Raw genomic sequence first — 12424 nt, 5'->3', positions numbered from 1 at the left:
TACTTTTCACTGTTTCTAAGCCACCTATGCGGTGAGTAAGGAAATAAACGTAGGGCTTAAATCTAAAATTAATTTCTAAGCCACCTATGCGGTGAGTAAGCTAATAGTCCACTTCGAAATATGCTCGAAGATTTTCTAAGCCACCTATGCGGTGAGTAAGATTTAACTGCTCGTATGATTTTCGATAGAGCGTTTCTAAGCCACCTATGCGGTGAGTAAGAAAATCCAACAACAATATCAATGAATGAACATTTTCTAAGTCACCTATGCGGTGAGTAAGGCCTAGATAGTGATAGCGATAAACGGCTTGATTTTCTAAGTCACCTATGCGGTGAGTAAGGCTGAAGCGAAGCGCTTGCATGATATTGCTAATTTCTAAGTCACCTATGCGGTGAGTAAGTGTCAATAGATACAAGCTCAATATTAGCGTTTTTTCTAAGTCACCTATGCGGTGAGTAAGTTTCAAAATCATCATAACGACCAGCAATTGCATTTCTAAGTCACCTATGCGGTGAGTAAGAACAATATATCCAAAGCCTTGGGTCGCTACATTTTCTAAGTCACCTATGCGGTGAGTAAGTTCATTGTCCGTAAATTTGTCTGCCGCTAAGATTTCTAAGCCACCTATGCGGTGAGTAAGGCAGGTATGCACTGGTAACAGGCTATGCGTCATTTCTAAGCCACCTATGCGGTGAGTAAGACGACATAGACTATAACCATCAACTAGGTAAAATTTCTAAGCCACCTATGCGGTGAGTAAGCCGACACTTGCGTTAATCGACTGATGACGATTTTTCTAAGCCACCTATGCGGTGAGTAAGTCCGCGCTATGCTCAGGCACTAGCGCCAGATCTTTCTAAGCCACCTATGCGGTGAGTAAGAACCGCGAGTCAGGCCCCCGCAATTGCTAAATTTTCTAAGCCACCTATGCGGTGAGTAAGAATTAGGACACGTTCCGGCTGTACCTCATGGTTTTCTAAGCCACCTATGCGGTGAGTAAGCGAAATATCAAAGGCGCCATCTGCGTAGGCTTTTTCTAAGCCACCTATGCGGTGAGTAAGGGTAATATTGGCGACCTACGGCCACACGAGTGTTTCTAAGCCACCTATGCGGTGAGTAAGGTTTAAAGACGGGCTACTACTGCCCCCTAACTTTTCTAAGCCACCTATGCGGTGAGTAAGGTGATAAAGTTCAAATAGTTATTAACGGTACATTTCTAAGCCACCTATGCGGTGAGTAAGTTAACGGTACAGGATGCGCATTAGCTCCGAAATTTCTAAGCCACCTATGCGGTGAGTAAGAATCTAAGCAAATTATCGGTTCAGAAGTTGCATTTCTAAGCCACCTATGCGGTGAGTAAGTCATAGGTCAAAATTATGGGCTTGTGTGCATTTTTCTAAGCCACCTATGCGGTGAGTAAGGACGCAATTTTTTTAAATATAGTTTTGTCATATTTCTAAGCCACCTATGCGGTGAGTAAGCTGAAATAAGTGTCTTATTAGTCCGCTTGTTTTTTCTAAGCCACCTATGCGGTGAGTAAGAAGCTGAAAATAGTAAAAATGAAGATTTAGAATTTCTAAGCCACCTATGCGGTGAGTAAGACGAAATTGGTATTAACCAATTTAAAACATGGTTTCTAAGCCACCTATGCGGTGAGTAAGGTCTCGTGAGTTACCCTCATGTTATTGATGAGTTTCTAAGCCACCTATGCGGTGAGTAAGAGCGCCTTCAAGCGCTAAAAGCGCTGCTATCTTTTCTAAGCCACCTATGCGGTGAGTAAGAGGAATTAATCCTCGAACAATTCAATTATAGCAAAGCCTAGAGGGCAAAAAACCTATTTTTACCCTCTATTTTTAGGCCTGTTATAACCTATTGATTTTAAAGTAATTTTTTAAATAGTAAGGAAAAAGGGATTTTATCCCAAATTTTTCATCAGTATTATTGATTCATTGAATGAAACTGAGCCGTTAGTTATTAGCATTAAATTTTAGAGTACGGTTAGATAACCTAATTCAAATCACGATAAATACTAGCAAGAATCCAATGTGACCGCTAGCCCTGATAGTAGCGGTATCCTGTCGCAGATAATGGCGTTGCGGACTGTGGCTAGAGGAGGTGTCGAGGCAACAGCAATTCATCTAGACACGTTAGTACGCACGCCATTAGCAAGACAGATACAAGCGCAGAGCAGGATTAGCTTCACTATTAATATCGTGAAAACTTTGAAAACATAGAACGTTGGAATGATAGATAAGTTAAGTGTTGCGCTGATTATGTCAGTCAACACTTAAGCCGTGGGTTTCATTTCATTGCACCCACGCTACACGTTGAGCATACTATAAAGTAGGTTTGACGATATCTTCGCTAAACCACTTCGCCACACGCTTTGCCACTAGCCCAAGCCCATTGAAAATTATATCCACCAAGCCAGCCTGTGACGTCCAATACTTCGCCTATAAAGTATAAGTTCGGCTGAAGCTTGCTCTCAAAGGTTTTGGAAGACACTTCGTCAACATTGACGCCACCACGGGTCACTTCTGCGGTGCGATAGCCTTCTGTGCCTGAGGGTTTAATCGTCCAATTGTTTATTTTATCGCCAATATCCTCTAATGTTTCATCTTTAATATTGGCAATTTCTTTGTCTTTGACATCAGACCAATGCAAGTCTTGCAATGCCATCAGTAGTTTCTTAGGGAAATGTTCGGCTAAGGCACTGCGAATCAGCTGTTTGGGGTGACTAGATTTAGCGTCAATCAGTAAGGCACTGACATCAATATTGGGTAACAGATTAATGTGGATGGATTCGCCTACCTCCCAGTAGTTAGAGAGTTGTAACATCGCAGGTCCAGACAGTCCTCTATGCGTAAATAACATAGGGCGAGGGAAGGCAATGCGCTCATTAAATGCCACCACATCTAAGCTAATACCAGACAGGGATGCAATTGTTTCGCCAATTTTTCCGGTAAAGGTAAAGGGCACTAAGCCTGCCGACGTGGATAAGATATTATGCCCAAATTGGGTGGCAACCTCATAGCCAAATCCTGTGGCGCCCATCGTTGGAATGGACAATCCGCCAGTTGCAATAACTAAGGATGCACATCGAAAAGTACCTTTTGAGGTTTCAACGAGAAAGCCTTGTCCTTGTGACGCCTCGTTTTGTTTGATAGGCTTGATAGCGGTGACCGTGGTTTTTAATTGTACTTTAGCCCCAGCTTCGGCACACTCGTCCAGTAGCATATTTAAGATGTCTTTTGAGGAGTCGTCGCAGAACAATTGTCCATGCTCGCGCTCGTGATAGGGGATGCCATGTTTTTCGACTAAGCCAATGAACTCCCACGGGTTGTATCGTGTTAGGGCAGATTTACAAAAATGAGCGTTGCTGCCGATAAAGTGCTCTGGTTCGACCACATAATTGGTAAAGTTACAGCGTCCTCCGCCTGACATCAGTATTTTCTTCCCCGCTTTATTGGCATGGTCAATGACCATAACCGAGCGTCCACGCTGACCTGCTGTAAAGGCGCAGTATAACCCTGATGCGCCAGCCCCAATGATGAGTGCATCTACCTGCTGACCTGATATATTTGAGTGTGGGGCAGACACAGTTGCTAGGCTTGAATTTGAGGTATTCTGTGTGGACTTAATCATATAAAGGGCTTATTTATTAGTGGCATTCTATCGTATTGTTATTGTGTGAAGATTATACAAGCTTGGGTGTTTAAGTGTCATTCTTTTGTCATTCCACTCAGTAAATCAACGTTTGCCAGATTCAAAGCTAGCCAATATGAGTGTTGTTTGTCACAATACGGGTTATTGAAACTACTGGATTATCCGAATATGTCCACCTCTATATCGTCTATAACACACTCAGAATCAACCTTGCAAATCGCTATTATTGGCGGCGGCTTAACGGGTCTTATAACGGCAGATTTACTGGAACAATCACTTATTGCCACTAAGCGCAATTTTAAGATTACTATTTTTGAAAAATCTGCTGGAGTAGGGCGCTTGGCGACTCGCTATGAAACACCACAGAGTAGCCATGGTCTGCGAGCAGAGGATACACAAAAATGTTGGCAGTTTGATTTTGGCGCACAATTTTTTACCGCCAAAACGCAAGCGTTTCAAACGTATTTAAAGCCTTGGATCGATCATGGCGTGGTAGAGCCGTGGCAGGCACAAACCGCAAGATTCAGCAGTAATGTAACAAATGAATCATTAAAAATAGAATTGTCAGATAAATGGGATGATCTAAAGCAACCTCGATTTATCAGTAGCCCAAAAATGACCAGTTGGGGCAGACAGATAGCCAATAAACTAAGCCATACCACCATTCGATTTAAAACCCGAGTAGCGCCACTGGCTAAGGCTACCCTTGAAAAGGGCAAGACGGTTTTAAATGATGACAAGGGGCACTTATTAGGCAGCTTCGATTGGGTTATTTGTACGGCACCACAAAGGCAAGCGATCGAATTGGTTGCGGATACTGAGTTCGAACATTTTGCCGCTATATCACAGCATAAAATGCTGGCTTGCTACACCTTAATGCTTGGTTGGGAAACAGCAGATGCGCTACCGCCTACCTTAAGAGAGGTGCAGTGGGATGTTTTGACTGTTGATACAGAGCAGCTACAGCAAACAGTACTTAGTAGGGTATTTATTGAGCACAATAAGCCGTCACGCACTGCCGTATTACCCAGTGTTACCATCCATGCTAATAATAAATGGGCGGAGCAATATGTGGATGATGAGATAGACGATGTTAAAGCCATTATGTTGGCGGAAGTAAAAGCTGTCTTAGGCTTCAATGAGTCAACTTATCCCGCCCACCTTGATTGTCATCGTTGGCGCTTTGCTGCTACCGAACTGTCAGATTCGAAAGATTTGAGCACCAAGTCACTGGCCTATGTGGATGCCAAAAAGCAATGGATTGTTACCGGAGATTGGTGCGGGGAGGGACGTATAGAAAGCTGTTATGAGGCTGCTAGCAACGTGGTACAGCTAATCCTATAAGCCGTTTTAAAACGTAGCTAAACATAGTTTTGAGCTTTCATAGTTAGCATTATTGAATGCGATTGTTTTTGCCTTTTTGGTATAGTCAGCGAACTACTAAACGGTTACGGCGTTAACCTCGTTAAGCCTACTCCAGTAGTACTTGCACTCGGTTGCCTTGTAACCATTTTAGACTTCTTTGACTATAGGCTAAAAAGAGAGAAAAGTGGCGCAATTTATAATGAGTTTTGTAGAAATAAAATCTATTTTTAGTTTATACACTCAATTATCCTTCTAAGGTAAATCCCTGCTAAAATCCTTCAGTAGCTTTTATTTATACGGTTTATGACCTAAAGTTATTGGGGAGTTGTCACAGTATTAAAGGCAACGTTTAAAGGGATTTTTGCAATTATCTGCAAGGAGACTAGAATGAAAATTGGTATTCCAAAAGAAATCAAAAATAATGAAAACCGTGTTGGATTACCACCAAGTGGTGTCGACGCTTTAGTAAAACGAGGGCATGAGGTTTTTGTAGAGACAGGTGCTGGTACGGGCTCTCACTTTAGTGATGAAGATTATAAAAAATCAGGCGCAGTCATTGTACCCGATGCCGAAACGGTATGGGACAACGAAATGATCATCAAGGTTAAAGAGCCAATTGCACAAGAATATAAATATTTTAAAGAAAATCAAACTTTGTTTACTTACTTGCATCTCGCTGCTGAACCTAAGTTGACTGAAGCTTTGATAGAGAAAAAAGTAAATGCTATTGCCTATGAAACGGTTCAGACACGTGATGGCGGCTTGCCATTATTGACACCAATGAGTGAGGTTGCTGGACGAATGAGCACTCAAATTGGTGCGCAATTTTTGCAAAAGTTTTATGGTGGCAAGGGCATTCTATTGGGCGGTGTACCTGGCGTGAGAAAAGCTAAGGTCACTATTTTGGGGGGCGGTGTTTCTGGCACTGAAGCAGCCAAAATGGCAGTAGGGCTAGGTGCGGACGTAACAATTTTAGATTTAAATCCTAAACGCTTAAAAGAGTTGTCAGAGCTTTTTGGTAACACAATCCAAACCTTGATGTCAAATCCTACTAACTTAGCCAACTGCGTGAAAGAGAGTGACTTAGTGATTGGTGCGGTATTGATTCCTGGGGCCTCTGCGCCGAAACTCGTTACCGAAGAGATGATTGCGTCAATGAGTGAGGGCAGTGTGGTTGTTGATATTGCTATTGATCAAGGCGGCTGCTTCGAGACTACCGATCGTATCTCAACCCATGATAATCCTACTTATGTCAAACACGGGGTTATTCACTATGCGGTGGCTAACATGCCAGGCGCTGTGCCTCGTACCTCAACCATTGCCTTATCTAATGTAACCTTACCGTATGCTCTGGCATTGGCTGATAAGGGTTACAAACAAGCGTGTATTGATGACGAAGCATTACTAAAAGGCTTTAATACTTTAAATGGTAACGTAACTTGTAAAGGTGTAGCGGAGTCTCTAGGCTATGACTATGTTGAGGTCAAGTCTTTGTTATAAACAAGACTGTCTAACTTAACATGCTCTAGAAAGGTCGAATCTAAAATAGGTTCGACCTTTTTGTTTTTTATAGAGGAGGAAGCGTTACTGTTCAATTCAGTAAGTCAGTATTGAAGTTTGCTTGCCGTATAAAGACGATAGGATACGTCTAGGTCAGACTACTGATTAAAGAATAGTCCTATATTGGTTGGAGAATATTCCTGCGCCAAGCAATTAAATCTGTTACATCTTGTTGTATGCCTGCTTTTAGCGCTGCTAACCCCTCGTATTTGCGCTCATCATGCAGATGATGTAGGAATCTAACGGCAAGTGTTTTTCCGTACAGATTGCCAGAAAACTCTGGAAAAAAAACTTCCAATCTCCAATCATGAGGCTTCTCAATAGAGGGACGCAAGCCAATATTAGCCGCACCAAATAGACTGTGGGGACGAAACCCAGCAATGCCAAAGTTATTATCAGTTGCTAAACTTTGAAAGGCATTGGCTATGGTGTTTCCAGTATCATCAAGTGCCACCACATCGACTCCATACACACCATGTAGTGCGGGCAGTAATCGGTTTAGCGCTATATTTGCCGTTGGGAAGTCAAGGGTTCTACCTATCTGATCACCTTCGATTACTTTACCAATGATACTATAGTCACGCCCCAACAAACGGTTGGCTGTTTTAAGATGACCTAAGCTTAATAACTCTCTTATTCGGGTTGAGCTAATACGATCATCTCTAGGCTCATTACTGTCATTTAAATATGAGTTGGCATCTACATTGCGATCTTTGATGGCAGTGCTATGAATATCTGTTGTGTCGTTGTCTGTAACCTGAATATCTGTTTTATCTGTATCCGTCACAATGTCCGTTACATAGGTATCTGTAATCGTATGTAGATTAGTCACGGGCAGACCATAATGGCGCAAAAACTCACTATCCCCTGTGCGATCATTACCAAAACGAAAATCATCACCCAATACCAAACGCTTGACGTTAAGTGTATTAATTAGCATATCAGCAAATTGACTGGCAGATAGTGATCGAAAGGAGGTATCGAATGTTGCCACGACGACGATATCAATGGCAAATGCCTTTAGCAAAGCAAGTTTCTCGTCTTGCGAGGTAAGGCGGGCAGGCGCTAACTGGGGGTCGCCTTTTAATTGGGCGAAATATTCACGAGGCTGGGGCTCAAATATCATGACCATCGAGGCAAGCTCTTGTTGCTTAGCGGTCTCTTTAAGCTGGTTGAGCATAGCTTGATGACCCAAATGAATCCCATCAAAGTTCCCAATAGTAAGGATGCTGGCAGGCAGATCCTGTGGATGTTTAGTCAGGGTAGTTATTTCGGCCGAATTTAAAAAGATTATTTTCATATATTGGTTACTGATAAAGAAGAATTAAAGCATGGTGTATCGCTAAAAACAGTCTTTTTAACTATTTAATTTAGACGTGTTCAACGCAGCCTATCAAGTTTCTGGTAAAGATATTGGCACCCATTATAATGTAAAATAGGCAAGAATTATGAATGATATTGGTTTAAAGCATTAAATGTGAGTTTTAATAAATATGAATAAACAAAATAGAACGGGTATTGAAGCATTCGATGAGCGTACAGATCAAATAATGCCAGTCAGAATGAAAGATGGTTGTGATAGCGATATATTCATTACACTGGCTAAGCCAAAGGATTTAGCAGACATTGTGGCAATTTATAATGAAAATATTACCTCAAAAATAGCCACAGCAGATTTGCAACCTATCAAAGTAATAGAAAGACAAGATTGGTTTGATCAACACTTAAACAATCCTGCACGACCTATATATGTTATCAAAAATAGAGCAGGAGAGTTGATGGCATGGGGAAGCTTTAGTGACTATAAGAGTCGCTTTGCCTATCATATCAGTAGCGAGATTAGTATTTACGTATCGCATAAGTATCATCGACGTAAGCTAGCAAGCTTATTGCTAAAATGGATGTTAGAGCAAGCGCCTAAGCTCGGAATACATAATGTCATTGCCTTAATTTTTGCTCATAATAAGCCAAGTATTAATTTATTCCAGAGGTTTGACTTTGAAACGTGGGGCAGACTACCAAAAGTTTGCGATATGGGCGATTTTCTTGCAGATGTTATTATTATGGGAAAGCAAAATAACGGGTAAGCCTTCTATTCTTATTCCAATCAAACGCCTACTCAGTTAGGAGCATCCAAACGCCATTTACTTTTTCTAAGTCAAATTCAGCGTAATCAGTTTGTTCCACCCCATTTAGGGAGATTTGTCCTTTAAGCGTTGCGGCAGTTTTGTCGTCATTATAAACAATCTCGTTTATGTTGATTTTTCTTACCGTCTTTTGGAAGGCTTCTTGAGTATTCTCTAACTGCTCCTCAAAGTCAGGCATTGAGGTTTGGTAATAAATGGCGGCATCTTTAGCATTACCATAATATAAGGTGTTTAATGCTCTGGATAATACCGCTTCAGGTGATCCTTCGCTAATATTTGACACGTCACTGCTAACAATGCTCGGATGAACCCCAAATTTGCTAGGATCTGAAGTATGGCCTGAGTTAGCAGTCAAAACATCTTTATCTGCGGAATTAACGCTTAAGGTAGTAGCATCATCAATGTCTAGATTTGCCGTTTCTGTCTCTGAGCTTGAGTGTTCGCAAGATACTACTAAGCATAAAGCTGTCACCGCTAACAATAGTGTAAGTATAACCTTTTGCGGAGATGTTCTGGCTCTGTTTGACATGATAATTCCTTATTTCTTAAAGCTTACACCTTTAACTATCCATTTATATGTTTAGTTTTATTTAATAAGCGGCTCTTATTAAATCAAGTTAGTCATAGAGTTTATACCCTTTATACCCTTATTTCTTACGCTAGTGTATCTATGGGTTGGAAATATATATTCATGGTTTTGACAATACTATTATTTATTAGGGTTGTCCTCTTCAGTTATGACCGGCTTGTCGTGATGACCCAAAATTGCGAATAACCCTGATCTTTTTGTCTGTCTAGACTCTGCATTTGTTGCTAAATCTGATTTATCTAAGTCTGAGTTAGGTGGAATTATGGCCTCTTTATTGTGGTTGTCCTCAACAATATTTGCTTCCCGATCAAATGCTTCGGCATCAAAATGCCCATTCAAGTGGTTGTACTCACGCTTAACGTGTTTATGAGGCATTGTATTACCTTTTGCGGTCTTATCTCGTGGACTACTGTTCTCGAAAATTTTTGATAATGGGATATCAAGCTCGTGTTTGGCGCATGTTTCAGTATGTACAAAACGCTCCGCTAAAAGATTTAACCATTGCAGATTGGTATTTGTTATTTCATTTAGCTCATCTTTAATAGGAAGGGGATAAGGCAGTGTTCGGTAAAAGTCCCACAATGTCATTTTGCTTAAGTCTTTTTTGAGCACATATTCCTCTGACTCTGTTACTGTGATTAAATCACTGTCTTTAAGATAGTTTAAATAGGTATACCATTTGGGTAACTCTTTTCGACCCAGTACATCGCGAAGCTCCTGCTCTTTTACTGAACTGCCTTTTTGATGGCTGGTATAAATGAGGTTTAGCATATCCAATAAGCTAAGCAGAGGGTGGCGAGGGTATACTTCACCCGTTGCAAAAATTGTTAAGGTATAGCTGATCTCGACACCCAACAAGATAAGATTCCACGATAAGTAAATCCACAACAGAAAAATTGGTAAGGCTGCAAATGCACCATAAATTGCCTCATAACTGGTAAAGTTGCTCATTACCGTACCAAAGGTAAGCTTTAATAGTTCAAACGTAATAGCAATAAAAACACCTGCAACCGCTGCATTTTTAATAGGAACTTTAGCTTTAGGTATAAACCAATACATGCCAATGAATCCAGCAATAGTAATACCAAATGAAATCAGTTGTACCCAAAAAGACCAGTCAATACCATATCCGCCAACTTGCTGATTTAAAAAGCTTAAGCTTTGCACTGCACTGGATACGATAAATGCCGTACCAAGGACTAAAGGGCCAAGGGTTACAATAGTCCAATACCGTAAAATACTTTTGAGTCCCCCAGAGCGATCTTCAACCCGCCAAATTTGATTAAAAGCTCTTTCAATAGTAGTCAGAGTCATAATTGTGGTGAGGAATAAAACCATAGCACCAATGGCAGTTAAATTGCTGGATTTTTCTGCAAAATCATTAATATAGCCACTAACTTGGACACTGGACTGCGGCATTAAGTTACTGAAAATAAGGTCATAAATCTGTTCACGTGCTGATTCTAGTGCGGGCACTGATGACAAAATCATCAACAGTACCGTTATCATAGGCACCAGAGATAACAGTGTTGTATAAGTTAAAGAGGCTGCTTTTTGTTGACAGTTATCCTCTAAGAAATGACGTATCAAAAAACGCAAAAAGTTGAACCATGTGCTGTCATAAAAAGGCAGCTTCTTAAGCAAGTTTGTCATGCTGTATCATTACACCGTAAATGTTTAGAGTAGTTTAACAAAATTTGAGTCACTATAGGTGCAGATTATATCTCTCAAAATGCTATGATAACTACATTAATGTAATTACTATTAATGTGATAACTTGCTCTCAGTTTCTAAAATTTAAAATTGGAAAATTATTTTATGACGCACATAACATCTCCTTTGAGTTCAACAAATTCGAACTACGTATTGGTTTTATATTATTCGCAATATGGCACCACCAAAGAGTTGGCATATGCTATTGCTCAAGGCATCGAAGAAGCAGGATTGACTGCTCGAATCCGTACCGTACCCACAGTGGCGACAGAAACTACTGCAAGTAAACCCGCCATACCTGATGAAGGCGATTTGTACTGTACTATGGATGATCTGAAAAACTGTCAGGGCCTGGCTTTAGGTAGCCCAACTCATTTTGGTAATATGGCAGCCGCTATGAAGCACTTCTGGGATAATACCGTAACCATTTGGTTGGCTGGAGACTTGCAAAACAAACCAGCTTGCGTTTTTACCAGTACGGGTTCGATGCATGGCGGGCAAGAAACCACCTTGTTAACTATGATGATGCCATTAATGCATCACGGTATGATGCTGCTTGGGCTACCATATGCTGAGCCAGCATTAAATAGAACCAATAGAGGCGGCACGCCTTATGGCGCTACTCATGTTAGTGGTGCTTCTCATGATGAGCCAGTCACTGCAGATGAACGTGCATTGGCTGTGGCACAAGGTAGGCGTTTGGCTAAAACGGCCAGAACACTTTCAAATACTCAGTGGTAAGAATAAATGTCCACACACGAACATTCAAAAAACGTGAAGCCTCATGTAAGCAATTTTGTTGAAATGGCTAAATTTCAACGGCAGCTCCGTTGTGCGTGGCTAGTTTGGATTGGATATCGTAGCATTGTATTTCCAGTTTTGCTGGCTACGCTTTTATCTACTCAGCCTAATATGATAGGGGGTATTGCTTGGCAGATAATGTGGCTAGTCCCTGCTTTCTTGTTTACTCCTTGGGTCATAAAAGGAAAATCGCCTTATGCCCTGCTACTTGGCAGCATGGTGACTTTACTATATTTAGGCGCAAGTGGCGTGACTTTGTTTTCCAGATTTTACGATAATGGTATTAGTTTATGGTGGGTATATCTACTTGATACGATATTGTTAGCTCTGATTAATATATGGTTATTTAAACTACTGAAAGTCCTGCCATCAATGAACAAACCACATTAATTCAATCTCATACCGTTAAATGTTGCCAAAATGTGACGGTATGGTGCGATTTTTATCTGTGTATTACTAGACTTGTACATACAAATATAATAGGATTGACTTATTGTTACAAAGTAATGAATAAATTTTAATGAATTAGTTATTAGAATTTTTAATGGATTAAAGGTCTAATATTTGTTACTGCAAAAGACCT

Annotated in this window: 10 protein-coding genes and 1 CRISPR repeat array (1 of these 11 cut by a window edge); of the genes, 6 read left to right on the top strand and 4 right to left on the bottom strand. The window is 40.8% G+C overall.

Features of this window, described 5'->3' with window-relative positions:
* A CRISPR array of direct repeats spans nt 1–1781; the repeat unit is 28 nt; unit sequence TTTCTAAGCCACCTATGCGGTGAGTAAG (it extends 2393 nt beyond the left edge of the window).
* Nucleotides 1782–2045: 264 nt separating this feature from the next.
* The gene (locus tag AC2SLN_RS07810; RefSeq protein ID WP_486550831.1) at nt 2046–2234 is read left to right on the top strand and encodes a hypothetical protein; all 189 of its coding nucleotides are present in this window, start codon (nt 2046–2048) and stop codon (nt 2232–2234) included.
* Between the two features lie 130 nt (nt 2235–2364).
* Here the strand turns inward: AC2SLN_RS07810 and AC2SLN_RS07805 are convergent, their stop codons facing one another.
* A complete protein-coding gene (locus tag AC2SLN_RS07805; protein WP_486550832.1) occupies nt 2365–3645 on the bottom strand; it encodes a BaiN/RdsA family NAD(P)/FAD-dependent oxidoreductase in 1281 nt (426 codons plus the stop codon).
* A 189-nt stretch (nt 3646–3834) separates the two neighbouring features.
* Between AC2SLN_RS07805 and AC2SLN_RS07800 the strand changes: the two genes are divergently transcribed.
* Nucleotides 3835–5010 (top strand): NAD(P)/FAD-dependent oxidoreductase, encoded by a 1176-nt coding sequence (locus AC2SLN_RS07800; protein ID WP_486550834.1) that lies wholly within the window; start codon nt 3835–3837, stop codon nt 5008–5010.
* A gap of 408 nt (nt 5011–5418) precedes the next feature.
* Entirely contained in the window at nt 5419–6531 is a 1113-nt protein-coding gene (gene ald, locus AC2SLN_RS07795) for an alanine dehydrogenase (RefSeq protein WP_486550835.1), read from the top strand.
* 178 nt (nt 6532–6709) lie between these two features.
* Here ald and ribF read toward each other — a convergent pair whose 3' ends face one another.
* Entirely contained in the window at nt 6710–7891 is a 1182-nt protein-coding gene (gene ribF / locus AC2SLN_RS07790) for a bifunctional riboflavin kinase/FMN adenylyltransferase (RefSeq protein ID WP_486550837.1), read from the bottom strand.
* A 193-nt stretch (nt 7892–8084) separates the two neighbouring features.
* Between ribF and AC2SLN_RS07785 the strand changes: the two genes are divergently transcribed.
* Nucleotides 8085–8678, top strand: coding sequence for a GNAT family N-acetyltransferase (locus AC2SLN_RS07785; protein ID WP_486550839.1), 594 nt, complete (start codon nt 8085–8087; stop codon nt 8676–8678).
* Nucleotides 8679–8706: 28 nt separating this feature from the next.
* Here the strand turns inward: AC2SLN_RS07785 and AC2SLN_RS07780 are convergent, their stop codons facing one another.
* Nucleotides 8707–9267: a hypothetical protein gene (locus AC2SLN_RS07780; protein WP_486550840.1), complete on the bottom strand. Its 561-nt coding sequence runs from the start codon at nt 9265–9267 to the stop codon at nt 8707–8709.
* A gap of 180 nt (nt 9268–9447) precedes the next feature.
* Nucleotides 9448–10980 carry a YihY/virulence factor BrkB family protein gene (locus tag AC2SLN_RS07775; RefSeq protein WP_486550842.1) on the bottom strand — a complete coding sequence of 511 codons (1533 nt, stop codon included), beginning with the start codon at nt 10978–10980 and terminating at the stop codon, nt 9448–9450.
* Between the two features lie 165 nt (nt 10981–11145).
* Between AC2SLN_RS07775 and wrbA the strand changes: the two genes are divergently transcribed.
* Together wrbA and AC2SLN_RS07765 are read left to right on the top strand one after the other, a co-directional pair.
* Nucleotides 11146–11781 (top strand): NAD(P)H:quinone oxidoreductase, encoded by a 636-nt coding sequence (wrbA, locus tag AC2SLN_RS07770; protein WP_486550843.1) that lies wholly within the window; start codon nt 11146–11148, stop codon nt 11779–11781.
* Between the two features lie 6 nt (nt 11782–11787).
* Nucleotides 11788–12231: a hypothetical protein gene (locus AC2SLN_RS07765; protein WP_486550845.1), complete on the top strand. Its 444-nt coding sequence runs from the start codon at nt 11788–11790 to the stop codon at nt 12229–12231.
* Nucleotides 12232–12424: the final 193 nt, after the last annotated feature.

The sequence above is a fragment of the Psychrobacter sp. CX90 genome, from assembly GCF_057396305.2.
This window is presented reverse-complemented; position numbering and strand designations above follow the sequence as displayed.